The 24,241-nt window shown below is 72.2% G+C and carries 24 protein-coding genes; 12 read left to right on the forward strand and 12 right to left on the reverse strand.

Annotation, left to right across the window (positions count from 1 at the left end; genetic code table 11):
- Nucleotides 1-2 precede the first annotated feature (2 nt).
- Nucleotides 3-2,237, reverse strand: a complete 2,235-nt coding sequence (locus tag FYC51_RS19755; protein WP_148734385.1) for a LuxR family transcriptional regulator — start codon at nucleotides 2,235-2,237, stop codon at nucleotides 3-5.
- 145 nt (nucleotides 2,238-2,382) lie between these two features.
- Between FYC51_RS19755 and FYC51_RS19310 the strand changes: the two genes are divergently transcribed.
- On the forward strand, nucleotides 2,383-2,724 hold the full coding sequence (locus FYC51_RS19310; protein ID WP_187432668.1) for a three-helix bundle dimerization domain-containing protein: 342 nt from the start codon (nucleotides 2,383-2,385) through the stop codon (nucleotides 2,722-2,724).
- A gap of 17 nt (nucleotides 2,725-2,741) precedes the next feature.
- Here the strand turns inward: FYC51_RS19310 and FYC51_RS13765 are convergent, their stop codons facing one another.
- The 3 genes from FYC51_RS13765 to FYC51_RS13775 all read right to left on the reverse strand — a co-directional run bounded on the left by FYC51_RS13765 (nucleotide 2,742) and on the right by FYC51_RS13775 (nucleotide 6,595).
- On the reverse strand, nucleotides 2,742-3,827 hold the full coding sequence (locus FYC51_RS13765; RefSeq protein WP_148734386.1) for a glycosyltransferase: 1,086 nt from the start codon (nucleotides 3,825-3,827) through the stop codon (nucleotides 2,742-2,744).
- Complete coding sequence (locus FYC51_RS13770) at nucleotides 3,824-5,962, reverse strand: amylo-alpha-1,6-glucosidase (protein ID WP_148734387.1); 2,139 nt, start codon at nucleotides 5,960-5,962, stop codon at nucleotides 3,824-3,826. Before FYC51_RS13770 ends, FYC51_RS13765 begins: the two co-directional genes overlap by 4 nt.
- A 222-nt stretch (nucleotides 5,963-6,184) precedes the next feature.
- Nucleotides 6,185-6,595 carry a DUF7882 family protein gene (locus FYC51_RS13775; protein WP_148734388.1) on the reverse strand — a complete coding sequence of 137 codons (411 nt, stop codon included), beginning with the start codon at nucleotides 6,593-6,595 and terminating at the stop codon, nucleotides 6,185-6,187.
- 160 nt (nucleotides 6,596-6,755) lie between these two features.
- On the opposite strand from FYC51_RS13775, the gene FYC51_RS13780 reads away from it, so the two are divergent.
- The 3 genes from FYC51_RS13780 to FYC51_RS13790 all read left to right on the forward strand — a co-directional run bounded on the left by FYC51_RS13780 (nucleotide 6,756) and on the right by FYC51_RS13790 (nucleotide 9,733).
- Nucleotides 6,756-7,706: a helix-turn-helix transcriptional regulator gene (locus FYC51_RS13780; RefSeq protein ID WP_148734389.1), complete on the forward strand. Its 951-nt coding sequence runs from the start codon at nucleotides 6,756-6,758 to the stop codon at nucleotides 7,704-7,706.
- Nucleotides 7,703-8,647 (forward strand): helix-turn-helix transcriptional regulator, encoded by a 945-nt coding sequence (locus FYC51_RS13785; RefSeq protein ID WP_148734390.1) that lies wholly within the window; start codon nucleotides 7,703-7,705, stop codon nucleotides 8,645-8,647. The genes FYC51_RS13780 and FYC51_RS13785 overlap by 4 nt, the downstream gene beginning before the upstream one ends.
- 93 nt (nucleotides 8,648-8,740) lie before the next feature.
- Nucleotides 8,741-9,733: an FUSC family protein gene (locus tag FYC51_RS13790; protein ID WP_148734391.1), complete on the forward strand. Its 993-nt coding sequence runs from the start codon at nucleotides 8,741-8,743 to the stop codon at nucleotides 9,731-9,733.
- On the opposite strand, the gene FYC51_RS19760 is transcribed toward FYC51_RS13790, so the two are convergent.
- The 3 genes from FYC51_RS19760 to FYC51_RS13800 all read right to left on the reverse strand — a co-directional run bounded on the left by FYC51_RS19760 (nucleotide 9,699) and on the right by FYC51_RS13800 (nucleotide 11,754).
- Complete coding sequence (locus FYC51_RS19760) at nucleotides 9,699-9,830, reverse strand: hypothetical protein (RefSeq protein WP_274379500.1); 132 nt, start codon at nucleotides 9,828-9,830, stop codon at nucleotides 9,699-9,701. The two genes, FYC51_RS13790 and FYC51_RS19760, sit on opposite strands and share 35 nt — an antisense overlap.
- Before the next feature lie 56 nt (nucleotides 9,831-9,886).
- Nucleotides 9,887-10,366 carry a CinA family protein gene (locus FYC51_RS13795; protein ID WP_148734392.1) on the reverse strand — a complete coding sequence of 160 codons (480 nt, stop codon included), beginning with the start codon at nucleotides 10,364-10,366 and terminating at the stop codon, nucleotides 9,887-9,889.
- A gap of 89 nt (nucleotides 10,367-10,455) precedes the next feature.
- Nucleotides 10,456-11,754 (reverse strand): serine hydrolase domain-containing protein, encoded by a 1,299-nt coding sequence (locus tag FYC51_RS13800; protein WP_148734393.1) that lies wholly within the window; start codon nucleotides 11,752-11,754, stop codon nucleotides 10,456-10,458.
- Nucleotides 11,755-11,938: 184 nt separating this feature from the next.
- On the opposite strand from FYC51_RS13800, the gene FYC51_RS19315 reads away from it, so the two are divergent.
- Entirely contained in the window at nucleotides 11,939-12,361 is a 423-nt protein-coding gene (locus FYC51_RS19315; RefSeq protein WP_187432669.1) for a YybH family protein, read from the forward strand.
- Nucleotides 12,362-12,399: 38 nt separating this feature from the next.
- Here FYC51_RS19315 and FYC51_RS13810 read toward each other — a convergent pair whose 3' ends face one another.
- Nucleotides 12,400-13,326: a Ppx/GppA phosphatase family protein gene (locus FYC51_RS13810; RefSeq protein WP_148734395.1), complete on the reverse strand. Its 927-nt coding sequence runs from the start codon at nucleotides 13,324-13,326 to the stop codon at nucleotides 12,400-12,402.
- Between the two features lie 108 nt (nucleotides 13,327-13,434).
- Between FYC51_RS13810 and FYC51_RS13815 the strand changes: the two genes are divergently transcribed.
- From FYC51_RS13815 to FYC51_RS13830, 4 genes are read left to right on the forward strand one after another with little or no spacing between them, the layout of a single operon-like run.
- The gene (locus FYC51_RS13815) at nucleotides 13,435-14,031 is read left to right on the forward strand and encodes a TetR/AcrR family transcriptional regulator (protein WP_187432670.1); all 597 of its coding nucleotides are present in this window, start codon (nucleotides 13,435-13,437) and stop codon (nucleotides 14,029-14,031) included.
- The gene (locus FYC51_RS13820) at nucleotides 14,028-15,308 is read left to right on the forward strand and encodes an MFS transporter (protein WP_148734397.1); all 1,281 of its coding nucleotides are present in this window, start codon (nucleotides 14,028-14,030) and stop codon (nucleotides 15,306-15,308) included. Before FYC51_RS13815 ends, FYC51_RS13820 begins: the two co-directional genes overlap by 4 nt.
- Nucleotides 15,305-16,555, forward strand: a complete 1,251-nt coding sequence (locus FYC51_RS13825; protein ID WP_148734398.1) for an alanine racemase — start codon at nucleotides 15,305-15,307, stop codon at nucleotides 16,553-16,555. Before FYC51_RS13820 ends, FYC51_RS13825 begins: the two co-directional genes overlap by 4 nt.
- A complete protein-coding gene (locus tag FYC51_RS13830; RefSeq protein ID WP_148734399.1) occupies nucleotides 16,552-17,925 on the forward strand; it encodes a D-arabinono-1,4-lactone oxidase in 1,374 nt (457 codons plus the stop codon). Before FYC51_RS13825 ends, FYC51_RS13830 begins: the two co-directional genes overlap by 4 nt.
- Here the strand turns inward: FYC51_RS13830 and FYC51_RS13835 are convergent.
- From FYC51_RS13835 to FYC51_RS13845, 3 genes are read right to left on the reverse strand one after another with little or no spacing between them, the layout of a single operon-like run.
- Nucleotides 17,900-18,634, reverse strand: coding sequence for an ABC transporter permease (locus FYC51_RS13835; RefSeq protein WP_148734400.1), 735 nt, complete (start codon nucleotides 18,632-18,634; stop codon nucleotides 17,900-17,902). The genes FYC51_RS13830 and FYC51_RS13835 overlap by 26 nt on opposite strands.
- Entirely contained in the window at nucleotides 18,631-19,473 is an 843-nt protein-coding gene (locus tag FYC51_RS13840; RefSeq protein WP_222863283.1) for an ABC transporter ATP-binding protein, read from the reverse strand. The genes FYC51_RS13835 and FYC51_RS13840 overlap by 4 nt, the downstream gene beginning before the upstream one ends.
- Nucleotides 19,463-20,125, reverse strand: a complete 663-nt coding sequence (locus tag FYC51_RS13845; RefSeq protein ID WP_148734401.1) for a TetR/AcrR family transcriptional regulator — start codon at nucleotides 20,123-20,125, stop codon at nucleotides 19,463-19,465. Before FYC51_RS13845 ends, FYC51_RS13840 begins: the two co-directional genes overlap by 11 nt.
- Nucleotides 20,126-20,257: 132 nt before the next feature.
- Here FYC51_RS13845 and FYC51_RS13850 point away from each other — a divergent pair, with 132 nt between their 5' ends.
- Together FYC51_RS13850 and FYC51_RS13855 are read left to right on the forward strand one after the other, a co-directional pair.
- Nucleotides 20,258-20,824 (forward strand): LemA family protein, encoded by a 567-nt coding sequence (locus FYC51_RS13850; protein WP_148734402.1) that lies wholly within the window; start codon nucleotides 20,258-20,260, stop codon nucleotides 20,822-20,824.
- A gap of 9 nt (nucleotides 20,825-20,833) precedes the next feature.
- Complete coding sequence (locus FYC51_RS13855; RefSeq protein ID WP_148734403.1) at nucleotides 20,834-21,706, forward strand: M48 family metalloprotease; 873 nt, start codon at nucleotides 20,834-20,836, stop codon at nucleotides 21,704-21,706.
- Nucleotides 21,707-21,727: 21 nt separating this feature from the next.
- Here the strand turns inward: FYC51_RS13855 and FYC51_RS13860 are convergent, their stop codons facing one another.
- Entirely contained in the window at nucleotides 21,728-22,936 is a 1,209-nt protein-coding gene (locus FYC51_RS13860; protein ID WP_148734404.1) for a winged helix-turn-helix domain-containing protein, read from the reverse strand.
- 80 nt (nucleotides 22,937-23,016) lie between these two features.
- On the opposite strand from FYC51_RS13860, the gene FYC51_RS13865 reads away from it, so the two are divergent.
- The gene (locus FYC51_RS13865) at nucleotides 23,017-24,240 is read left to right on the forward strand and encodes an AI-2E family transporter (protein ID WP_148734405.1); all 1,224 of its coding nucleotides are present in this window, start codon (nucleotides 23,017-23,019) and stop codon (nucleotides 24,238-24,240) included.
- Nucleotide 24,241: the final 1 nt, after the last annotated feature.

Here is a 24,241-nt window from a genome sequence, read left to right on the forward strand (position 1 = left end):
GCTCACGCGCCGAGCAGCCCGATCGCAACGGCACGAGTGACCGCCTCTCCTCGCGTGGTGACCTGGAGCTTGCGGTAGATCGATCCGACCTCCGAGCTGACCGTGTTGCGCGAGATGAACAGGCGACGGCCGATCTCGCTCAGCGTGAGGTGGGTCTGCAGGTAAGGCAGGAGGCGCAGTTCGGCCGGGGTCAAAGGGGTGCTGCCGGCCGCGGGCTGATCGAGGACCTCGTGCTTGAACGCGGCGATCTCGTCGGCGAGCGCGCCGACGTCGGGGCAGCGGTCGAGCAGGTCGTCGATCTCCCGAAGCAGGTGGTTCGTGGTGACGCCATCGCCCGACGCCGTGAACGCGACGGCGAGCTGCAGCCGGACCCGCACGGACACGAAGGGCATGGCGTAGGTGCAGCCCACCCGAGCGCGCATGCCGCGGGCGAGCAGGCGTTCGGCCGCCGACCGGTCGCCGCGGCGGATCGCGACCGAGGCGCCGACGGCGAGCGCCAGTGCGGTCGTCGGATAGCCCTCCATGTGCACGGCGTCGATGGCGTCGAGCGCGACGGCGGCGTGACGTTCCGCGTCCGTCCAGCGGTGGTCCTGCGCCGCGAGGATCGCGAGCTCCGCCTCGCTCAGCAGCACGGCGTCGGTGACCCCGACCTGCGGCGCGAGCGCCGCGGCCTCCTCGAACGAGGATCGGGCGGCGTCGACGTCGCCGCTCAGCAGCGACACCTCGCCCGAGAGGTAGAGCGCGAGGTCGCGCCACGGACTCCACGGCGGCTCGCTCGCCACCGCCAGCGTCGCGTCGGCGATCGCGCGCTCGCGCCCGTGCGTGTACATGGCGGTCCGCAGCATGGCGCGCGCGGACTCGAACATCGGCAGGTCCTCGTCGTCGCCGCCGTCGAAGCGGATGCGCTCGATCATGGCGGCCCACCGTTCGGCCTCGGCTGGGGCGCCGGTGAGCACCGCCGCCCAGCCCGCCAGGATCGCGAGCGGCGGGTACGCCTGGATGGCCGCGTCGCCGAGCTCGGCGAGCCACCTGGTGACGACGCTCACCTGGCCGACCAGGTAGGTCGGCCGCGCCAGCGCGGCCACCAGGCGGGCCGCGCGGGTCCGATCCCCGGCGGCCAGGAGGTGCTCGATCGCCTGGGCGGGGAGCCCGTGCTCCTCGTACCACGCGGCGGCGGCGAGGTGCAGTCGAATCGCGGAGCCGTTCTCGGACGCCGCGAGCTCGCCGAGCAGGAACTCGCGGAACAGCGCGTGGTACCGGTACCAGCCGCGTCGATGGTCGAGCGGCACGAGGAACAGCCCGTGCGCCTCGAGCTCGCGCAGCAGGGCGCCCGAGTCGGACCGGTCGAGCACCGCGTCGCAGACCGGTCCCGACAGCTGTTCGAGGATCGCCGTGCGACGGAGGAACCGCTGCGCATCCTCGGGCAGGCTCCGCACGCACTCCCGGTAGAGGTAATCGGCCACGAAGCGGTCGTCCCCGGTCACCGATGCCGGTTCGCCGCCGTCGCGCGCCAGCAGGGCCGCGAGGAAGAGGCCGGTCGGCCATCCCTCGCTGCGTGCCACGAGCGCGTCGAGCTCGGGATCGGCGATGTCGACGCCCGCGCCGGCGAAGATCACGCGCGCTGCCGCGGCATCCGCTCGGAGCCCCTCTGCGCCGATCTCGAAGGCCGAGCCCTCAACGCGGCGCCGGGCGAGGTGGGCCTGCTCGTGCCGGCCGGCGAGCACGACCTGGGAGCCGTCGGGGACACCGGCGAGCGCGACCTCGAGCACGTCTTGGCAGGCGGGCGAATCGGCCTCGTGCAGGTCGTCCACGATGAGGAGGAACGGGACGGCGGCATCCGACATCGCGGCGGCGAGCAGGGGCGCCGAGCGACCCAGCGCCGAGGCGCCCTGGCCGCGCATCTCGGCGACCACCTCGGCGGCGTCGGGGAAGATCCGCGCGAACGCCATCGCCAGCAGGGTGAGCAGCGCGGCCGGGTCGTCGTCGAAGCGGTCGAGCGACACCCAGGCGACCGGGCGGGCATCGGTCGACGCCCACTCAGCGAGCAGCGTCGTCTTGCCGTAGCCGGCCGGGGCCGTGACCGCGACGACGCGCGCGCCGCTGCCGACCGCGCGATCGACGAGGGTCCGGCGACTCGCGAGTCCGGGTCGCGGCGGCGGCGGGTTGAACTTGGCATCCAGCAGTTCGCGGTCGAGCGCAGGCGAAGCGGAGACCGCCCCCCGGTTGTCCTCGACCACGTTCGCATCCTACGGTGGGCACTTTCGGGCCTCAAGGATTCCGCCCGCGTCGTGCCGGCGAGGCCGCGGCGGTGCGTCCGGTCGTTCACGAGCCGTTCACCTCGGCGGGGTTGGCCACGGATGCCGCGGAGCCGAGAATGCACGAATGGAGGATCCCGTCGAGCAGGCAGCCATTCGGAACGTCGTCGACCGCCTCGTCGAGCGGTTCCCGACACTCGGCCGGGAGCGGGTCGAGGCCGTCGTGGATGAAGCGTCGGCGCGGCTCGCCGACGGCAAGGTGCGGGAGTACATCCCCGCCCTCGTCGAGCATGCCGCCGACGAGCAGCTCCGGCAGGAGGCCGATCCGGTCGACCTCGCCGCCGAGGATGCGGGCGGCCCGGTCCTGGCGGACGACGGGTCGGACCTCGACCCGCTCGAGGTCGAGCGGAAGGCTCGGGAGCAGCGGGCGGGCTTCCTGTTCGGCGACCTCGGCGGCGGCTCGGTCTGACCGTGCCCCTTCCTGCCCTATTCCGCGGACCTCAGCCCGTCGAGGGTCACCGCGGCCGGTCGGGCGGCTCCGGCGCGGTCGACGGGATGAGGGCGGTGCACGAGATCCTCGAACAGGGCGACGTAGTCGGCCGCCATCCGGGCCGCTGAGAAGCGGGTCTCGGCGGATTCGCGGCATGCCGCGCGATCGAGTTCGCCCGCGCGCCGGAGCGCATCCGCGAGATCCTGCGGGGTTCCGCGCACGAACCCCGTGCGGCCCTCCTCGACGATCTCCTGCACCGAGCCGCGGGGCGTCGCGACCACCGGACTGCCCGTGGCGAGCGACTCGATCATGACGAGGCCGAAGGGCTCGTCCCACTGGATGGGGTTGAGGAGCGCGCAGGACTCGCCCATGAGCGCGTACTTCTCGTCGGCCGACAGCTCGCCGAGGTACTCCGCGTTCGACCCGAGCGCGGGCCGCACGACCTCCTCGAAGTACTCCTCCTCGGCCGGCTCCTGCATCTTCGCGGCGATTCGCAGGGGGATCCCGGCGATGGCCGCCGCCTCGATCGCCTCGGGGATGCCCTTCGACGCGTGCATGCGGCCCACGAAGCAGGCCGTGTCGCCACCGGGCCCGACCGGCACGTCCTCGACGCGGATGCCGTGGTGGATGACGCGCGCGATCGGCACCGGCGCGGCGAGCGATGCCTGGTTGTGCGAGATGGCCACGAACGCGACCTCGGATGCCGCGGCCAGGTACAGCTCCTGCTCGAGCGGGATGAGCGGTCCGTGCGCCACGGTCGCGACCGGGACGTCGGTCGCGGACTTCGCGATGATCGGCCCGGCGAGCGTGTTGTCGAGGATCACGTCGACGTCGGCGAGGCCGGCGAACGAGCGCAGCAGGTGCCGCAGCTCGTGCGCGGTCACGCCCATCGTCTCGGGGTCCGAGGGCTCGAAGCCGTCGAGCTTGGGCACGGGCGAGGTGCTGTCGGCGGATGCCGCGAGCACCACCTCGTGGCCGGCCTCGTCGAGTGCGCGCGCCAGCGTGTCGATGAAGGACTCGATCCCGCCGTAGGCCGGGGGCGGGATCGGGATCCAGGGCGGCGCGATGATGCCGATTCTCATGTGTGCTCCCTTCGGGTGGCCACCGGGGCCGATGGGATCGGCTCGCGGTGCAGGGTGACGCCGGCGGGCAGACCGGCGACGGACGTGCCGGACCGCGAGGTGTCCAGCGAGATGCGACGCCCGGCGAACGGGACGTTGCGCAGGTGGATGTCGCCGAACGTCTCCGCCGAGGTCGGGGCGACCCAGACCTCGCCCGTCGGGAGCGACGGGTCGAACCGGAGCGTCGTGCGCAGGAGGGAGAGCGGGGTCGCCGCCGCCCACGCCTGCGGTGAGCACGAGGCGGGGTAGGCGACGGGCTCGGGATAGCGCTCCCGGTCGAATCCGCAGAACAGCTCGGGCAGCCGTCCGCCGAAGTACGACGCCGCCTCGAACAGGCCCGAGACGATGCGGTTGGCCTCCTCGACGAACCCGTAGCGCATGAGGCCGGCGGCGACGATCGCGTTGTCGTGCGGCCAGACCGAGCCGTTGTGGTAGCTCGCCGGGTTGTAGGCGCCCATGTCGGTGGCGAGCGTCCGCACGCCCCACCCGCTGAACATCTCGGGCGAGAGCAGGCGCTCGGCGACGGCCCCGGCCTTGTCGTCGTCGACGATGCCGCTCCACAGGCAGTGCCCCATGTTCGACGTGGCGGCGTCGACGGGTCGCTTGTCGCGATCGAGCGCGACGGCGAACCAGCCGCGGTCGGGGAGCCAGAACGCGTCGTTGAACGCGCGCTTCAGCTCGGCCGCGCGCTCCGTCCACCGCTCGGCGGCCTCGTCGTCGCCGCGGAGCTTCGCCAGCATCCCGCGCGCGAGGAACGCGTCGTAGACGTACCCCTGCACCTCGCACAGGGCGATGGGCGCCTCGGCGAGCGAGCCGTCGGCGAAGTTGATGCCGTCCCACGAGTCCTTCCAGCCCTGGTTCACCAGGCCGTGGTCGTTGAGGCGCGCGTACTCGACGAAGCCGTCGCCGTCGCGGTCGCCGAACCGGTCCACCCAGTCGAGCGCGCGATCCGCGGCCGCGAGCAGGTCGTCGGCGTCATGGGGGAGTCCGCCCCAGCGGGCGAGCTCGCCGAGCACCACGACGAACAGCGGGGTGGCGTCGATCGTGCCGTAGTAGACCGACCGCCCGCCGAGCGCGAGGTTCGTCGTGGTGCCGAGTCGCACCTCGTGCAGGATGCGGCCGGGCTGCTCCTCCGACGAGGCATCCTCCCGTTCGCCCTGCAGGCCGGCGAGCGTCTGCAACGTGCCGAGCGCGAGCGCCGGATCGAGGGGGAGGGCCATGAGCGAGGTGAGCAGCGAGTCCCGTCCGAACAGCGCCATGAACCACGGCACGCCCGCGGCGACCACCGGTCGGTCGGGGTGGTCGGGATCGAAGATCCGGAGCGCCCCGAGGTCCTCCTGGCTCCGGCGGATGACGCGTTCCATCGCGTCGTCCTCGAGCGACGAGACCGGGGACCCCGACTGCCACGCCAGGAATCGTCGCGCCGGTTCGGTCAGCACGTCCTCCTCGGCGTCGGGTGCTGCGGCGAGGTCGGGCACCTCGTCGGCGGGGACGACCCGCAGGGTGCGCGACCACTCGCCGCGCGCGTCGAGCACGACGTCGAAGGAGAGACGGTCGCCGACGAGCTCGGCGCCCTCCGCCATCACCAGGAGGCCGTGGTTCTCGGCGTTCGCTGAGCGGATGCGGTAGCGACCCGGTCCCTCGGACTCGATGCGCTTCGGCCGCCGAGCGCCGCGACCCTCCTTCACCTCGAAGATGTCGGCGAAGTCCGCCTCGATGACGACCTCGACGCGGAAGGCCATCGGGTCGCGGGAGAAGCTGCGCAGGGTGATGGTCTCGAGGAGCCCCGCGCCGACCCGGCGGTCGCGCTCGACGATCAGCGGGGTGTCGGCGCGTCCCGGCACGTGGCCGGCCCGTCCGACCATGACGACGCGATACGGATGCGGCGTGATCGAGGAGAGCGGCTCCACCGGCGTGTCGTCGACGAGCAGCGTCAGCTTCGAGACCACGCGCGTGTCGCGGTAGAAGGCCCCGTGCGGGAGCTCGGGCGCCATGTCGCCGTTGGGGCCGGAGACGCAGAAGGAGGTCCCCTCCACGATCGTCACCGCACCCGGCCCCGCCGTGTTCGCGAGCGTGTCCATGTTCCAACCGGTCATCATCACCGCCCTTCGCGGCCGGATCCCATGTGGGCCCACAGGTCATCGAGCCGCGGGGCCGACCGTGTTCCACGCTACGAATCCGGCGCGCGGGATGTCAGGGGATTGACCGCGCCGGAGGCGCTCGCTAGCCTCCGTGGCCGGTCGGGCGGGGGATCCAGGCACTCCGGAACCCCGGTCGCCGATCCGACCGGGACGGTCTCGAGGCTGCGCGGCGCGGGTTCAGGCGGCCGGTGAGGTCGCGACGCCCGCCGTCCGCGGACGCGACGGCAGATGCTCCGTCGGGATCCGGTTGGTGTCGCGGTCGGCGATGGCGGCGCTGAGCGACAGGCCGGCATTGCTGTTGACCGCGATCATCAACCGGTCGAGCCAGTGCTTGTCGCGCGGCGAGCGTGCGACCGAGTCGAACTCGGCCCGGAGGAACGTGATGTGGGTGATGAACACCCGCTGCTCCTGGCCGACCTCGTCGGCCCAGCTGAGCAGGACGGGCTCATGTCGGCGCAGTTTCGTGGTGATGACGGTGAAGACGTGATCGAGGAGTTCATCATCGATGACGATCGGGCCCACGCCGTCAAGGTGCAGTGCTCCCATGGTGGACGTCCGGCTTTCCAGAAACGCGAACCCGCGTGACACAGCGACCTGCTGCGGATCTCGGATAGTCCGTCCCTGTGGCTCACAGTACGCCCCGCGTCGGGAATCCCCCCGAATGCGGGACAGTTGGTGCGATCCGGTGTGAAAAGCATGCGCAATGCGGATGAATGGGACGGGGATGCGCGTCCGGAGAGGGGACGCCGTGGCCGTCACGCACCTGCACGCCACGACGGTGGACCTCGACGAGGCCGAGGCGCGGCTGCGGGCGATCTACCCATCGATCCGCGTCCACCGTCCACGCGGCGACACGTCGTTGATCCTCGAGGAGCGATTCGACGGCGACCCGCGGTTCAACCTCGTCGAGTTCGTGTTCTCGATGGGGTCCTCGGCCGGCCAGGACAGCACGCCGGGCGCGGTGATCTCGAGGACGATCGGTCGACCGATGTCGCTCTCCGACGGACGCGCGGTCAGCACGACCGAACGACCCGTCCTGATCCTGCCCGGGGTTCCGCTCGCCGGCACCTGGGAGCGCGTCGACGCGCAGGCCATGCTCGTGCCCGCTGACACGCTCGAGGAGTACGTCGCGCTGCGGGTCCACTCCGACGAGCGGCCCAACGGCGAGCACCTGGTGCAGGCGCCGTCGCAGGCGCTCGCCGACCAGTGGAACCGGTTCCAGGACTACCTCGTGCGGGACTTCTTCCGCGCCGAGGGAGCCTTCGAGAACGAGCTCATCCGCGCGACCACCGAGGAGCTGTGCGTGCGGATGCTCCTCACCGTGTTCTTCCCACCGTCGTCGCATCGTCCGGTCGACGGCCGCGGAGCCATGCCGGCAAGTGCGCAGCGGGCGGTGGCGTACGTCGACGAGCACGCCCATGAGCCGATCACGATCGCCGACATCGCGGATGCCGCGCGCCTCTCGCTGCGCGGCCTCCAGGCCGCGTTCCGTCGCCACCTCGACACGACGCCCTACGAGTACCTCCGGATGGTGCGGCTGAACGGCGCGCGCGAGCAGCTGCGACATCCCGATGCGGACACCACCGTGGCATCCGCGGCCCGAACCTGGGGGTTCGCGCACCTCGGCCGCTTCGCGGGCGACTACCGCGCTCTCTTCGGCGAAACGCCGCGGGCCACGCTGCATCGGGGCCGGGCATGACCGCCGAGGTGGTGCACTGGCACTGGGAGACCAGGGATCCCGGGGTGGCCGACCAGGTCGTGCGCGACACCTACCCGGGAAGCGAGCTGAAGCAGTTGAGCTCCTTCGGCAGGTTCACGCAGGAGCTCGACGGCGACGCGGGCGTGAACGAGGTCAGGATGCGCCTCGACGGCAGCTTCGAAGGGGCGTCCGACATGGAGGGCGAGGTGCTCGTGGTGCTGCCGACCGCCGGGGAGTTCGCGTGGACCGTCGGCGAGGAGTGCGGCAGCGGCAACCAGCCCTTCCTCGGCCAGCCGGGCGACCGCATCCGGAGTCGCCAGTCCGATGCCGAACTCCGGCTCATGAGCTTCGACGCTGCGGCCATGGCCGGGTACGCTGCCGACGCGTACGGCATGCCCGACGCCGACGTCCGCTTCGACGGACCCGACCCGGTGTCGCCCGAGCTCGAGCGATTCTGGGTGGCGACGGCCGCGATGGCCGCCGCGGTGTTCCGCGACCCGGCCCTCGACACGATGCCGATCGTGCACGCCACGACGCGCCGTCACCTCGCCATGGTCACCCTCGAGGCGTTCCGGCTCGTCGGCGACCCCGACGTGCGTCTCGCGTCGTTCCGCGCCCGGCAGCGGCTCAGCCGGAGAGCCCTGGCCTACGTCGAGGACCACGCCCACGAGCCGATCACGCCCGACGACGTCGCCCGTGCCGTGGGCGTCCCGACGACCGCGCTCGACGAACTCCTGCGTGCGACCACGGGCTCGACCGCCGCAGACCTGCTCCGTCGCGCACGGCTCGCCGGTGCGCACGCCGAGCTCACGCGCTCGGATGCCGCGACGACGACCGTCGCCGCCGTGGCCCGCACGTGGGGCTACCGCGACCCCGCTGCGTTCGCCCGGCAGTACGGCGCGGTCCATGGACGGCCGCCCTCGCACACGCTCCGCTCCTAGCGAGGTCCGGGCCACGGTGGCGGTCCGAGACGGGGCGACGCGTGCGGGGATGTCGCCGCACCGATCCGCGACGGATGCGGCAGGGTTGGTCGCATGGAGTCCCGGCGTGCGATCGCGTGGTCGTGGCGGAACGTCGCCCACGGCGTCATGCTCGCCCTCCCCGCGGTCGCGGCGTCCGTGTTCGATCCGTCGCTCGGATTGCCGCTGGCGGTCGGCGTGCTGCCCGCGGCGGCCCTGGGCCTGCGCAGCACGCGACGGGAGCGCGCCCTCGTCATCCTCGTCGGTGTGGTCGCGGGCGCGTCCATCTTCCTCGGGTCGCTGGTCGCAGCGCGTGCAGTGCTCGCCGTCGCGCTGGTGTTCGTGCTGTGCGTCGTCGTGGCCGTGATGACCGCCGATCCGTCGCGGCGGCTCGCGCCGTTGATGCTGATGCTCGGGCTGCCGCTGTACGGCGCCGGGCTGTCCGAGTCCTCGTGGGCGGCCGGACTCGCAGCCGGGCTCCTCATGGTGGGCGGATCCGTGTACGGCTGGCTCGTCTCGCTGGCCTGGCCGGAGGGGGAGCGCGCGCGCCGTCCCGCGCGGGTCCCCGCATCGCGGACGACGATGCTCGCCTACGGGGTGCAGATCGGGCTGGCGGGCGCCGCCGGCGCCGCGCTCGGATACGCCTTCGGCGTCGACCACCCCGGCTGGGCCTGCACGGCCGCGCTCCTCGTGAGCCGCCCGGACACACGCCTGCTCGATGCGCGCGGCTGGGGGCGCGCGGCATCCGTCGTGCTCGGCTCCGTGGTCGCGTGCACCATCGCCGCGCTGTCGCCGTCGCACTCCGCGATCGCCGTGCTCGTGCTCCTGACGCTCGCCGCCGGATCGGGCACGTCGGGGAGCCGGTGGTACGTGTTCCCCTTCTTCTCGACGGTGCTCGTGCTCTCGATGCTGCTCCTCGACGAGTCCGAATCCGCCGCGCACTGGTTCCTCGAGCGGGTCGCGCTGACCCTCCTGGGCGTCGCGCTGGCCCTCCTCGCGGCGTGGGTCGTGCCGCCCGTCGCGCAGCGAGCGCTCAGCGCGGCCGCGGATTCGGGCCGGTCGCCGTGACGATCCGCTGCGGGATCCAGCGGGCGAGCAGGCGATCGCGCTGCCGTGCGGTGAACGCGCGGTCGTCGCCGATGATGTCGCCGACCGGATCGGCCATCATCCGCCTTCCGTCCGCCGTCATCCGACGACCGGGTGCTCGCGACGACCCGTGCGTCAGATGCGCTCGAGCCGGCGCAGCAGTGCCGCGAGCGCCTCGTGCACGGTGGCGGCGACGACCTGGGCCGGATCGCCGTCGAACCGATGCTCGCCGACCCCGACGTCGTCGTCCGTCGCGACGGCGACGAACACGGTCCCGGCGGGCCGGCCCTCCTCGGGTCCCGGTCCGCCCGCGCCCGTGACCGCCACGGCGTAGTCCGCTCCGAGCACCCGCAGCGCGCCACGTGCCATCTGCTCCGCGGCGCGGGCGGTGATGACCGGCCCGGCATCGACGCCGAGCACGTCGGACTTGACGGATGCGTCGTACGCGACGACCGAGCCGACGAACCACTCGCTGGCGTCGGGCGCCTTCCCGAGCGCGACCGCGACGGCACCGCTCGTGAGCGACTCGGCCGCGCCGACGGAGACGCCGAGGGCCCGGGCGGCGTCGGCGATCCGCTCGCCGAATCGGTCGGTCGCGTTCGAGGGGCTGCTCATGCAGCGACGCTACCCGACCGAGGCTCGGCGTCGGTCGGCGGCCGGCCGCTCGCGGCCGGTGCGGCGGCGGTGCGCGGCATCCGTACGCCTCAGCCCTTGGTCGGCGGCGGGCTGTCGGGGGCGACGTACGCGCCGATCAGCCGGAACAGGCTGTCGGCGGCGTTGTCGTAGATCCCGTCGTCGTCGAACGCCTCGGGTGCGAACGTGGCCGCGACCCCGATCGCGACACGGTCGGAGGGCAGGTACGCCTCGACGGCGCTGTATCCGCTGAGCAGCGGATTCTGCAGGATCCAATCGCCCGATCGCACCACCCCGAGCCCGTAGTTGTAGGCGTCGACCTGGGTGAAGCACGAGCCGCCGCACGACGGGAGGTGCTCGCCGAATCCGATGAGCTTCGAGTCCGTCATCTCGTGGAAGCTCTCCTCCGACAGCAGTTCGCCGGTGCCGATCGCGATCGCGGTCGTCACGAGGTCGTCGACCGTGGTGGTCTGGGCGGCGCCCATCGGCGTGCCCCAGACCGGATTCCAGAACGACGACTCCTCGTAGAACGCCTGCCCGGGCGGCACCTGCAGGGCGACGCGGCGCTCGGAGCTGAACGAGTGCAGCACGGGCTCGGGGATGAACGACGAGTCGTATGCGGCGGTCTGCTCGAGCCCCATCGGGTCGAGCACACGCTCCTGGATGAGCTCGTCGAGCGGCGCCCCGCCGATCTGCGACAGGATCTCGCCGAGGATCATGAAGTTCGTGTGCGAGTAGCTCCAGTTCGTGCCGGGCTCGAACTGCATCGGGCGCGAGAACGCGGCGTCGAGCCGCTCGTCGAACGTGAAGAGGTGGAAGGGATCCGCGTTGTAGGCGGCGGTCCATCCCTCGTCGGTCTCGAAGTCGGGGTAGCCCGTGGTCTGGTTCGTGAGCATCCGCAGCGTGACGACGTCGGACTCGGGGAGGTCGGGCATCCACTCGTCGACGGTGTCGTCGAGGGCCACGGTGCCGTCGTCGACGTATTGGAGGAGCAGGTTGCTCACGTAGGCGAACGCGACCGCGCCGTTGCGGAAGTGCATGTCGGTCGTCGCGGGCACGCCCGTCATGGACTCGCCGAACGCCTGCTCGATGACGAGCTCGTCGCCGACCTGCACCTTCACGATCACGGCCTTCAGGTGCATGTCGTCCATCGCGTCCTGCACGAGCTCGGCGAGCTCCGCGGCCTGCTCGGGGTCGGCCGGAGCAGCGGACGCCGCTTCCGGGGCGGTCGGCGACGTGCTCGCGGCATCGGGCTGCGGCGACGCGATGCAGGAGGACGTGCCGAGGGCGACGAGCGCCGCGATCGCCGTCGTGCCGACGAGGTTCCGGATGCCGCGGCGGACCCGCCGGCGGTCGAGCTCGTGGTCCATCGGCGCTCCTCTGCGCGAGCGGGTCCAGCGTGTCGGCTCAGGCTACCGCCGTGCGAGAGCCGCGGACACGCACCCGTTCGGGCGACACGATACGGTGCTGGCGGCGCTACGGGGCGAGCGCCCGATAATCGGTTCGGACCAGGTGGCACCCGGGTGGCGTCACGCGGCGGCGGGGGGAGGCGACGTGGGGGAGAGCGGCTTCGAGGACGCGCTCGAGCGCACGGCGGAGGGTCTTCGGGCCATGGGTCGCGGCGACGCCGCGCCGTACCGCGCGTGCTGGGCGACCATCGACGACGTCACGCTGTTCGGCGCCTTCGGCACGATCGAGCGCGGCTACGACGACGTCATGGCGACGCTCGACTGGGTCGCGAGCCGGTTCAGCGACGGCGCGCTGGTGCCCGAGTACGACCTGGTGCACGTCGGGGCCGACACGGCGCACACCGTCGGGTTCGAGCGCGGGGTCGTGCGCGTCGACGGCGGAGACCCGGACGAGATCACGATCCGCGTGACCCACGTCTACCGTCGCCTGGGCGACGAGTGGCGCATCGTGCACCGCCACGGCGACCACCCGCCGGTGCTCGCGCGGCCACCCCGGCTCGACGCGTAGCGCCCGGCCGGCGCGAACCCGCTCTCGACGCGCGGGACTCAGTTCATCCGGTCGAGCCGGCGCAGGATGAGCCCCTCGCGCAGCGCCCACGGCGACACGTCGAGCTCGGGCACGTCGAACGCCTTCATCGCCTCGGAGAGCACGACCGCGCCCGCGACGATCTGGAACGTGCGGTCGGCCGTGATGCCGGGCAGCGCCGGCCGAGCGTCGGCGGGGATCCGCGCGAGGCGCGGGATCCAGTCGTCGAGGCCCTTCCGGCGCAGGATGCTCCGCTCCTCCGAGCCGACGCCCTCCTCCGTCCATCCGGCGAGCCGCGCGAGCGACCGGATGGTCTTCGACGAGCCGACGACGTGATCGGGCGAGGGGAGGTGAGCGAAGTCGGGCAGGGCGGACTGCAGCACGCTCGCCGCGTGCTCGCGCAGCGCCTGCACCTGCTCGGGGCTCGGCGGGTCGTCGGGCAGGAACGCGACGGTCGATCGCCCGGCGCCGAGGGGAAGCGACTCGGCGACGTCGGGCACCTCGTCGGCGCCGTTCGCGATCTCGAGCGAGCCGCCGCCGATGTCGAAGAGCAGGATGCGCTCGGCCGACCAGCCGTACCAGCGGCGCACCGCGAGGAACGTGAGCCGCGCCTCGTCGTCGCCCGACAGCACCTGCAGCTCGACGCCGGTCTCGCGCGCGACGCGGGCGAGCACCTCCTCGCCGTTCGCCGCCTCGCGGATGGCCGAGGTCGCGAACGGCAGCAGCTCCTCGATGCCGGCCTCGCGCGCGGCATCCGCTGCACCGCCGACCGCGTCGAGGATGGCGGCGACGCCCTCGTCGCTGATCGCGCCGTCGGGCTCGAGGTACCGCATGAGGCGCAGGACCGCCTTGTGCGAGGCCGTGGGGATGGGGCGGGCACCGGGATGGGCGTCGACGACCAGCAGGTGCACGGTGTTGGATCCGACGTCGAGGACACCGAGGCGCATGCCCCGAGCGTAGCCGTGCCGGCGTGCACCACGCGTCCGTTTCGTGCATACTGGTGCGACTGGGACGATCGTCCCACTTCGGTCGGCGATGGAGTCGAGAGGAGCCGCGTGGCCCGCATCCCCGCACCCGAGCGCCGCGCGGCGCTCATCGAGGCGGCCCTGCGCGTCGTCTCCCGGCACGGCATCTCGCAGGCCACGACGCGCGCGATCGTCGCCGAGGCCGACATGTCGCTCGCGAGCTTCCACTACGCGTTCGACTCGCGCGACGAGCTCATCGACGAGCTGATCGCCACGGTCGTCGCCCGCGAGCAGGCGGCCGTGATGCCCGAGGTGGTGCCCGGCCAGGGCCTGCGCGACATCCTCGAGGCGGGCATCCTCCGCTACTTCGAGCACCTGAAGGCCGACCCCGAGCACGAGCAGGCGATGCTCGAGCTCACCCAGTACGCGCTGCGGTCCCCCGAGCGGCATCCGCTCGCCCTCGCGCAGTACGCGCGCTACGTCGAACTCGCCGAGCGCTCGCTCGAGCTCGCCGCGAACGTGGCGGATGCCGCGTGGCGCGTGCCCGTGTCCCAGGCGGCCCGCGTGCTCGTGGCGTTCACCGACGGGCTCACGCTCACCTGGCTCGTCGAGCGCGACGACGACGCCGCCCGGGCGGTCGCCGCAGCGGCCGCCGACGCCCTCTCGAGGATGGCCGACCCCCGATGACCCATCTCGACGCGGCATCCGGCACCGTGCCCGCCGCCCCCGCCGCCCTCGGCGAGCCCACCCGACGGGTCGGCGCCGGCTGGATCGCCGCGTTCGCGACGGCCTGGTTCGGCATCTGGATGGCGCAGCTCACGCCCGTGCAGCTGCTGCTCCCCGCGCAGGTCGACGAGCGCCTGCATCCCGAGGACTGGGTCGACAGCGTCGTCGCGTTCGGCGCGATCTCGGGCGTCGCCGCGCTGGCGACGATCATCGCGTACCCGCTCACCGGCGCCCTCTCCGACCGCACCACCTCGCGCTTCGGCCGGCGCCGGCCGTGGATCCTCATCGGCGCGCTCGTCTTCGCGGTCTCGCTCGTGCTGCTCGGGTTCCAGTCCGAGATGTGGGCGATCGGCGCCGCGTGGGTCGCGGCATCCGTCGGCTTCTGCATCATGACCGCCGCGCTCACGGCGACGATCTCCGACCAGGTGCCCGTGAACCAGCGCGGGTTCGTGTCGGGCTGGATGTCGGCGCCGCAGGCCGTCGGCATCATCGTCGGCCTGCTGCTCGTGACCGAGCTCGTCACCGACCGGGTCACGGGCTACGCGCTGCTCGCGGCGATCCTCGTCGTGCTCGCCGTGCCGTTCCTGTTCCGCCACGACGAGCCGCTGACGGCGACCGAGCGCACCCGCGTCACGGCGAAGCACATCATCTCGGGCTTCTGGATCAGCCCCCGCAAGCACCCCGACTTCGGCTGGACCCTGCTGAGCCGGGTCATGGTCTCGATCGGCAACGCGCTCGGCACGAGCCTGCTGCTCTACTTCCTCATGTTCCAGCTCGACGACGAGCATGCCGAAGCGGACCTCATCCTCCTCACGCTCATCTACATGGTGTTCGTGATCCTCGCCTCGCTCGGCCTCGGCAAGCTCTCCGACCGGCTCGGGCGGCGCAAGGCCTTCGTCTTCCTCGCCTCGGGCCTGCAGGGCGTGGCCGCGCTCCTGCTCGCCATCGTGCCCGACCTGTCGGTGGCCATGGTCGCCGCCGGGCTGCTCGGGCTCGGCTACGGCTGCTTCCTCTCGGTCGACCAGGCGCTCGCCACGCAGGTGCTGCCGGATGCCGCGACCCGCGGCAAGGACCTCGGCATCATGAACATCGCCTCGGCGGTGCCGCAGGCGATCGCACCGCTCATCGGCGCCGCGGCCGTCGTGATGACGGGCTCGTTCGTGCTCGTCTTCGTGCTCTCGGCGGTGTTCGCGTTCGGCGGCGCGCTCGCCGTGGCGCGGGTCAGGAGCGTGCGATGACGACCTCGCTCGACCTGCACCTCGACCACGAGACGACGGATGCCGCGCCCTGGGCCGATCCCGCCCGGTACTGGCCCGCCCTCACCGCGGCCACCCGGCACCTCGACGCCCCCGTCGGCGCGATCCACCTCGGCGCCCTCCGGCACAACGCGCAGGACATGACGCGCCGTGCCGCGGGCACGCCCATCCGCATCGCGTCGAAGTCGGTGCGGGTTCGGAGCGTGATCGAATCCCTCCTCGCCCAGCCCGGCTACCACGGGGTGCTCGCCTACACGCTCGCCGAGGCGATCTGGCTCGCCGATACCGTCGACGATCTCGTCGTGGGCTACCCCACGGCGGAGCGGGGCGGCATCCGACATCTCGCGACCGACGCCGACCTCGCGGGCCGCATCACGCTCATGGTCGACTCGCCGCAGCAGCTCGACCTCGTCGACGCCGTGCTGCCGCCCGGCCGCCGCGAGGAGCTGCGCGTGTGCCTCGAGCTCGACGCCTCGTGGAACGCGCCCGTGCTCGGCCACCTCGGCGTGCGCCGGTCGCCCGTGCACGACCCGTCCGACGCGGGCGCGCTCGCCGCGTACATCGCCGAGCGGCCCGGCTTCCGCCTCGTCGGCGTCATGTCGTACGAGGCGCAGATCGCGGGCGTCACCAATCGGCCGAAGGGCAGGCCGGTCGACGGCGCGATCAACCGCTGGATGCAGTCCCGTTCGATGCCCGAGCTCGTCGAGCGCCGCGCCCGCGCGGTGGCGGCCGTGCGCGAGCACGCCGACCTCGAGTTCGTGAACGGCGGCGGCACCGGCTCGCTCGAGGGCACCGCGGCCGACCCCTCCGTCACCGAGATCGCCGCCGGCTCCGGCCTGTTCGGCGGCCACCTGTTCGACGGGTACGCGCACTTCACGCCCGCACCGGCCGCGGCGTTCGCACTCGACGTGGTGCGGTCGCCCAGCCCCGAGCACGCCACCATCCTCGGCGGCGGCTGGATCGCGTCGGGCCCGCCCGCAGTCGATCGCGTGCCGAGGATCGTGTGGCCCGAGGGACTCGCCCTGCTCGCACGCGAGTCGGCGGGCGAGGTGCAGACGCCCGTCACGGGGGCTGCGGCGCGCACGCTCCGCGCGGGCGACCGGGTCTGGTTCCGGCACACGAAGTCGGGCGAGCTGTCGGAGCACCTGAACGAGTTCGCCGTCGTCGACGGCGACGAGGTGGTCGACACCGTGCCCACCTATCGAGGCGAGGGGAAGGCGTTCCTGTGACGGCGAGCGGAGCGACGTGGCGCAACTGGGCGCGCACCGAGTCGGTGCGGCCGCTGCGGGTCGAACGGCCGGCCACGGCCGGCGCCGTGCAGCGGGCGGTGACCGCCGCCGCGGCATCCGGCCTGCGCGTCAAGCCCGTCGGGTCCGGCCACAGCTTCACCGGCATCGCCGTCGCCCCCGACGTGCAGCTCGACCTCACCGACCTCTCGGGCGTCGTCGACGCGGATGTCGCGACCGGCCGGGTGACGCTCGCCGCCGGCACCCGACTGCACCAGCTGCCCGAGCTGCTCGCACCCTACGGCCTCGCCCTGCAGAACATGGGCGACGTCGACCGGCAGACCATCTCGGGCGCGACCTCGACCGGCACGCACGGCACGGGCCTCGGGTTCGGCGGACTCGCGACGCAGATCGTGGCCGCGAAGCTCGTGACCGGCACGGGCGAGCTCATCAGCGTCAGCGAGACCGAACGGCCCGAGCTGCTGCCGGCCGTGCGCGTCGGCCTCGGCGCGCTGGGCGTGCTCGTCGAGGTGACGCTGCAGCTCGTGCCGAGGTTCGTGCTGCACGCCGTCGAGCGGCAGGAGCCGTTCGGCCTCGTGCTCGACGAGTGGCTCGACCGCGTGCGCGGCAACGACCACTTCGAGTTCTACTGGTTCCCGCACACCGATACGGCGCTCACGAAGACCAACACGCGCCTGCCCGGCGACGCGCCGCGAAAGCCGCTCGGCCGCGTGTCGCGGTGGATCGACGACGAGCTCCTCGCCAACGGCGCCTACCGGGCGATGTGCCTGCACGGGCACCTGCAGCCGAGCGTGACTCCGAAGCTGGCCCGCCTCGTCGACACGTTCACCGGCGACCGCGACTTCACCGACTTCGCGCCGAAGGTCTTCACCACGAACCGCACGGTGCGATTCCGCGAGATGGAGTACGCGATCCCGCTGGAGGCGATCCCCGAGGCGGTACGCGGGGTGCGCGACCTCGTCGAGCGCAACGGATGGCGCGTCAGCTTCCCGATCGAGGTGCGCGCCGCGGCATCCGACGAGAACTGGCTCTCGACGGCGTACGGCCGCGAGACGGGCTACATCGCCGTGCACCGGTACTACCGCGAGGACCCCACCGAGTACTTCGCCGCGGTCGAGCAGCTCATGCGCGGCTTCGGCGGGCGGCCGCACTGGGGCAAGATGCACACGCAGTCGGCCGAGACCCTTCGCGAGGTGTACCCGCGGTTCGACGACTTCCTGCGCGTGCGCGACGAGCTCGACCCCGAGCGCCGCTTCGCGAACCCGTACCTCGACCGCGTGCTGGGAACGGGCCGAGCGGATGCCGCGGCCGGGCCCGGCGCCGATGCTACGGCGTCCGCCGACGCAGCGTGATCGAGCCCACCACGATCGACCCCACGATCCAGGCGGCGATCGCGAGGATGCGCGCCCAGATCCACTCGGCGTCCTCCGAGCCGTCGGCCACGGCCGTCAGCGCGTCGATCGCGTAGCTCAACGGCAGCCAGTCGCTGATCGCCTCGAGCACCTCGGGCAACTGGTCGCGCGGGATGAAGATGCCGCCGAGCAGGATCTGCGGGAACACGAGCAGCGGCATGAACTGCACGACCTGGAACTCGGTGCGGGCGAACGCGCTCGCGAGCAGGCCGAACGCGGTGCCGAGCAGCGCGTCGGCGACGGTCACGGCGAACAGCAGCCAGATCGAGCCCTCGATCTCGAGGCCGCACACGAACACCGCGAACGACACCGCGATCGCCGTCTGGAAGACCGCGAGGAACCCGAACGCGAGCGCGTAGCCGAGGATGAAGTCGCCCTTGCCGAGCGGCATCGAGAAGAGCCGCTCGAGCGTGCCGCTGCGCCGCTCGCGAAGGGTCGAGATGCTCGTGACCAGGAACATGACGATGAACGGGAACAGGGCGATCATCGCAGGACCGATGGTCTGGAACACGTCGGTGTCGGTGAAGATCCACGCGACGAGCCCGATCAGCAGGCTCGGAACCACGAGTAGCAGGCCGACGGTGCGCGGGTCGTGGCGGATCTGGCCGAGCACGCGACCCGCGGTCGAGAAGGTGCGGACGAGGGTCATCGCGTCGCCTCGCTTCCGGAGTCGGCGTCGGAGTCCGCCTTCGCATGCTTCGCGACATGGACGGGCGCATCCGCGGGTGCCCCGTTGTGCGGCTGCAGGTCGGGCTCGCCGCGACCGATGAGGCGCAGGAACGCCTCCTCGACGTCGTCGGTGCCGGTGAACGCGAGCACGCCCTGCACGGTGTCGTCGGCGAGCAGTTCGCCGTCGCGCATGAGCAGGAGCCGGTCGCAGCGCTTGGCCTCGTCCATGACGTGGCTCGAGACCAGGAGGGTCGCGCCCTCGGTGGCGAGCTCGTGGAAGAGCTGCCACAGCTCGACGCGCAGCACCGGGTCGAGCCCCACCGTCGGCTCGTCGAGCACGAGCACCTCGGGATCGCCGAGCAGGGCGGCGGCCAGCGAGACCCGGCCGCGCTGCCCGCCCGAGAGCGAGCCGGCCAGCCGGCCGGCGACCGAGCCGAGGTCGGTGCGCTCGATGACGCGGTCGATGTCGGATGCCGGGGCGCCGAGGACCTTGCGGAAGTACGAGAGGTTCTGGCGCACCGTGAGGTCGTCGTACACGCTCGCCTGCTGCGTGTAGTACGCGACCCGCCGCCGGAGCCCCCGTGACCCGGCGGCGAGGCCGAGCACCTCGATGGTGCCCGACTGCACGACCTGGACGCCCACGATCGAGCGCATCAGCGTGGTCTTGCCGCTGCCGCTCGGCCCGAGGAGGCCCACGATGAGCCCGCGCGGCACGGCGAGCGAGAGGCCCTGGAGTACGGGCGTCTTCGCCCGCTTGACGTGCAGGTCGTGCACGACGATCGCGGCCCCGCCGATCGCGGCATCCGCATTATTCATCATGTGCCGAATTCTTCGCCGGTGTCGGGGCGCTGTCAAGCATGCGATGGTCGCCCGTCAGGTGGAACTGGATGGCCGGCGCGACCCGCGCGACGATCTCCTCGTCGCTCATCGAGGCGACGGGCTCGAAGGCCAGGATGTGGCGCACCATGATGATGCCGACGACCTGCGACGCGGCGAGCTCCGCGCGCAGCTCGGCATCCGCGGCGTCGCCGAGCCGGGCGGCCAGCCGCAGCATGATCTCGCGGCGGAGGAACTCGCGCAGCATCCGCGCGACCGGGCCCTGGCCGATGACCGAGCGCATCGCGGCGGTCGCCGCCGGACGCACGCTCGGGTTGCCCCAGGCCGCGAGCACCGCGCGCAGGAGGCGTGCCCCGAGCTCGTCGATGGGTCCGTCGAGCGCGCTCTGCACGATGCGATCGGGACGCAGCGGCACCGCGACGACCTCGGCCACGAGCGCCGACTTGTCGTCGAAGTAGTGGTGCACGAGCCGCGGGTCGACGTGCGCGCGGCGGGCGATGGAGCGGATCGACGCCGCCTCGTAGCCGCGCTCGCCGAACTCGGCCGCCGCGGCCGCGAGGATGCGCGCCTTCGTGTCGTCGGGGTTGGCGCCGCGCGGCCGCCCGCGTCGGCGTGGCGCTTCACGCTGCTCCACAGGCTGAGCCTACGCCCGGAGCCGGCCGCCGCTTCCCTTCGAGTCTCATGGGAAGCTCACTGCCGCCGCCTGACCGATCGGTAGGATGATTTCCACACCCCGAAAGTCGCCGCAGCGCTAGGAGTCCGTGCCATGGAATGGCTCATTCCCGTCATCATCGTCGTCGTACTCCTCCTCATCATCGGCATCTACCTGTGGGCCACATACAACTCCCTCGTGACGCTGAACGTGCGCGTCGACGAGGCGTGGAGCGACATCACGGTGCAGCTCAAGCGGCGAGCCGACCTGATCCCCAACCTCATCGAGGCGGTCAAGGGCTACGCGGCGCACGAGAAGGCGGTGTTCGAGAACGTCACCAGGGCGCGCGCCGAGACGCTGCAGGCGCAGGGGCCGGCCGAGGCGGGTGCCGCCGAGAACCACATGCAGCAGGCGCTGAAGTCGATCTTCGCGGTCGCCGAGGCCTACCCGCAGCTGCAGGCGAGCCAGAACTTCCTGCAGCTGCAGGCCGAGCTGGTCGACACGGAAGACAAGATCCAGGCCTCGCGGCGCTTCTACAACGGCGGCGTGCGCGAGCTCAACACCAAGATCAAGGTCTTCCCGAACACGCTCTTCGTGCGCGGCCTCGGCTTCCACGAGCGCGAGTTCTTCGAGGTCACGGAGCCGGCGGCCATCGCCGAGCCCCCGCGCGTGCAGTTCTAAGGGCCGTCGTTGTACCGGGCGATCGCCAAGAACAAGCGCAACACCGTCTTCATCATCCTGTTCTTCCTCGCCATCATCGGCGGGCTGGGCTGGCTGGCCGCGTGGGTCTACAACGACCTCACGATCGTGATCGTCACGCTGGTTATCGCCACGGCGTACGCGCTGTTCCAGTACTTCACGGCCGACCGGCAGGCGCTCGCCATGTCGGGCGCCGTGGAGCTGCGCAGCAAGGCCGACCACCCGCGGCTCTGGCGCACGGTCGAGAACCTCTCCATCACGACCGGCACGCCCATGCCGCGCGTGTTCGTCATCTCCGACCCGGCGCCCAACGCGTTCGCCACCGGCCGCGACCCCGAGCACGCCGTCGTCGCGGCGACCACCGGGCTGCTCGAGCTCATGGACGACGCCGAGCTCGAGGGCGTCATGGCGCACGAGCTCGGGCACGTGCGCAACTACGACATCCGCCTCTCGATGATCGTGTTCGGCCTCGTCGTGGCGGTCGGCTTCATCTCCGACATGCTCGTGCGCCTGACGTTCTTCGGGCGCGGCAACAACCAGAACCCGATCCTGCTCGTCTTCGGGCTCATCGCGCTGCTCATCGCCCCGCTCGTCGCGAGCCTCGTGCAGCTGGCCGTCTCGCGGCAGCGCGAGTACCTGGCGGATGCCACGGGCGCGATGACCACGCGCCACCCCGATGCCCTGGCGCGCGCCCTCGAGAAGCTCGAGGCCTACGGCCGGCCGATGCAGCGCCAGAACTCGTCGATGGCCCACCTGTGGATCGCGGACCCGCTGAAGCCCGGCGTCATCGACCGCCTGTTCGCCACGCACCCGCCGATCGCCGAGCGCGTCAAGCGCCTCGAGCAGATGGGCGGCGCGTTCTAGCGGGCGCGGGCGGCGAGCCGGCTACGCCGCCGCGAGCTCGGCCATGAGCGCCGGCGCGAGGTCGCCGCGGCCCACGACCTGCACCTCGTCGAGGCCCTGCCAAGCCGCCGCCTGCCACAGCACGGGCAGCAGCCGCGCCGCCGTCTCGTCGGGGGCGCCGTGCTCGATCCAGGCGGACTGCACGCGCAGCACCTTGGCCTTGCGGTCGCTCTTGAGGTCGACCCGGCCGACCACGTCGTCGTCGATGAGCACCGGCAGCGAGTAGTAGCCGAACTTGCGCTCGGGCTCGGGCGTGTAGATCTCGATGCGGTAGTGGAAGTCGAAGAGCCGCTCGGTGCGCGGCCGGAACCACACGACCGGGTCGAACGGCGAGAGCACGGCGGCCGTCTCGAGCCGGCGCGGCCGGCGGGCGTCGCGATGCACCCACGCGGGCGTGGCGCGGCTGCCCGTGGTCCACCCGGGGACCTCGACGGGCAGCAGTTCGCCGGCCTCCACGAGCTCGCCCACGGCGACGCGCACGGGTGCGCGCAGCATTCGCCAGTAGTCGGCGAGGTCGGCCTCGGTCGCGATGCCGAGTGCGATCGACGCGCGGCGCACGAGCTCGCGCACGGCGTCGACCTCGGACGGCGCCGACTCGAGCAGCTCAGGGGCGAGCGCCTGCTCGGGGAGCGCGTACACGCGCTCGAACCGCACGCGCTCGACGCACACCACCTCGCCGACGCGGAACATCCACTCGAGCGTGCGCTTGACGTCGGACCAGCCCCACCACGGGCCGCGCCGCTCGTTGGCGTCGTGCTCGATCTCGCTCGCCCGCATCGGGCCGTTGGCCGCGAGCTCGCCGCGGAGCCAGTCGGCGAGCGTGCGATTCTCGACGAGCCATCCGTTCCACTCGCTGCCCTTCTGCCGGTACTCCTCGCGGCGGAACTCGAACAGCGGCCACAGCTCGCGCGGGATGAAGGCGGCCTGGTGGGCCCAGGCCTCGACCATGCGCCCGCGTCGGCCCGTGGTGAGCCGGTCGAGCAGGCCGCGGTCATAGGCGCCGAGGCGGCTGAACGCCGGCAGGTAGTGGCTGCGCTCGAACACGTTGACCGAGTCGATCTGCAGCACGCCGAGCCGGTCGACGAGCCCGGCGACCTGGCGCAGGCCCGGCTCGGCCGCGGCCGGGCGCCCGAAGCCCTGGGCGGCCAGGGCGATGCGCCGCGCGAGGGCGGGACTGACGGTGTCGACCATGATCCTCCGACCCTATCGGGGGCCACCGACAGCGACCGGCGCATGCCCTGCCCGGAATGCGGCCCGCCTAGACTGGAGCGATGACGGGGTCGAGCGACCAGGGGCGGGGCAGGTTCGTCAAGCGGCGGCGGGCCGCCGAGCGCGAGTCGTCGCCGATCACGCCGCGTCGCGACGCCACCGAGTCGATCCCGTTCGGGATGCGCATCGCCGCCGCCTGGTCGTGGCGGCTGCTGCTCGTCGGCGGCGTCCTCGCGGTCGTCATCTTCCTCATCATCCAGCTGCGCCTGATCGTCATCCCGCTGCTCGTCGCGGTCCTGCTCGGTGCCCTGCTGGTGCCGTTCTCCCAGTTCCTCCAGCGCCACCGCTGGCCGAAGTGGCTCGCGGTCACCGTCGCGATGCTCTCCACGCTGATCGTCGTGGGCGGCCTGCTCGCCGTCGGCATCTCGTTCATCGCCCGCGACCGCGACGAGCTCGTCGCCCAGAGCATCGTCGCGTGGGACGAGTTCCGAGCGTGGCTCCTCGAGGGCCCGTTCCACATCACCGAGCAACAGCTCAACGACTGGGCGGGTCAGATCTTCGCGTCGATCCAGGAGGACAGCAGCGTCCTCGTGAGCGGCGCGCTCTCGCTCGGCTCGACGCTCGGGCACTTCCTCGCGGGCATGCTGCTCGCGCTGTTCGCGACCCTCTTCATCCTGATCGACGGCCACCACATCTGGCGCTGGATCGTCGGCGTCTTCCCGAAGCGCGCGCGGGCCGCCGTCGACGGCGCCGGCCAGGCCGGGTGGGCGACGCTGCAGAACTTCGTGAAGGTGCAGATCCTCGTCGCCACGATCGACGCCATCGGCATCGGCCTCGGCGCCTTCCTGCTCGGCGTGCCGCTCGCCGTGCCGATCGCGATCCTCGTCTTCCTCGGCTCGTTCATCCCGATCGTCGGTGCGGTGGTCACCGGAGCGCTCGCGGTGTTCGTCGCGCTCATCTACAACGGCTGGGTCATCGCGCTCATCATGCTCGGCGTCGTGCTGCTCGTGCAGCAGGTCGAGGGGCACATCCTGCAGCCGCTCATCATGGGCACGGCGGTGAAGGTGCATCCGCTCGGCGTCGTCATCGCGGTGGCCACCGGATCGCTGCTCGCCGGCATCCCCGGCGCCCTGTTCGCCGTGCCCGTCGCGGCCGTGGTCAACGTCATGATCATCTACATCGCCGCCGGCACCTGGAAGGGCGAACCCGGCCCGCCGGCGACCGAGGCGCGTTCGCCGCTCTGGCGCACCGTGCCGCAGCGACCCGGCTACCAGCGAGGAGAATGAA

Source organism: Agromyces mariniharenae, assembly GCF_008122505.1.
Classification (GTDB): Bacteria; Actinomycetota; Actinomycetes; order Actinomycetales; family Microbacteriaceae; genus Agromyces; species Agromyces mariniharenae.

Coding starts and splice junctions, on each gene's coding strand:
- FYC51_RS13770 (WP_148734387.1), bottom strand. CDS start 5,962: ATGACCGGTTGGAACATGGACACGCTCGCGAACACGGCGGGGCCGGGT.
- FYC51_RS13820 (WP_148734397.1), top strand. CDS start 14,028: ATGACCCATCTCGACGCGGCATCCGGCACCGTGCCCGCCGCCCCCGCC.
- FYC51_RS13850 (WP_148734402.1), top strand. CDS start 20,258: ATGGAATGGCTCATTCCCGTCATCATCGTCGTCGTACTCCTCCTCATC.
- FYC51_RS13765 (WP_148734386.1), bottom strand. CDS start 3,827: ATGAGAATCGGCATCATCGCGCCGCCCTGGATCCCGATCCCGCCCCCG.
- FYC51_RS13795 (WP_148734392.1), bottom strand. CDS start 10,366: ATGAGCAGCCCCTCGAACGCGACCGACCGATTCGGCGAGCGGATCGCC.
- FYC51_RS13825 (WP_148734398.1), top strand. CDS start 15,305: ATGACGACCTCGCTCGACCTGCACCTCGACCACGAGACGACGGATGCC.
- FYC51_RS13785 (WP_148734390.1), top strand. CDS start 7,703: ATGACCGCCGAGGTGGTGCACTGGCACTGGGAGACCAGGGATCCCGGG.
- FYC51_RS13860 (WP_148734404.1), bottom strand. CDS start 22,936: ATGGTCGACACCGTCAGTCCCGCCCTCGCGCGGCGCATCGCCCTGGCC.
- FYC51_RS19310 (WP_187432668.1), top strand. CDS start 2,383: ATGGAGGATCCCGTCGAGCAGGCAGCCATTCGGAACGTCGTCGACCGC.
- FYC51_RS13810 (WP_148734395.1), bottom strand. CDS start 13,326: ATGCGCCTCGGTGTCCTCGACGTCGGATCCAACACCGTGCACCTGCTG.
- FYC51_RS13840 (WP_222863283.1), bottom strand. CDS start 19,473: ATGATGAATAATGCGGATGCCGCGATCGGCGGGGCCGCGATCGTCGTG.
- FYC51_RS13800 (WP_148734393.1), bottom strand. CDS start 11,754: ATGGACCACGAGCTCGACCGCCGGCGGGTCCGCCGCGGCATCCGGAAC.
- FYC51_RS13865 (WP_148734405.1), top strand. CDS start 23,017: ATGACGGGGTCGAGCGACCAGGGGCGGGGCAGGTTCGTCAAGCGGCGG.
- FYC51_RS13790 (WP_148734391.1), top strand. CDS start 8,741: ATGGAGTCCCGGCGTGCGATCGCGTGGTCGTGGCGGAACGTCGCCCAC.
- FYC51_RS19760 (WP_274379500.1), bottom strand. CDS start 9,830: ATGGCCGATCCGGTCGGCGACATCATCGGCGACGACCGCGCGTTCACC.
- FYC51_RS13835 (WP_148734400.1), bottom strand. CDS start 18,634: ATGACCCTCGTCCGCACCTTCTCGACCGCGGGTCGCGTGCTCGGCCAG.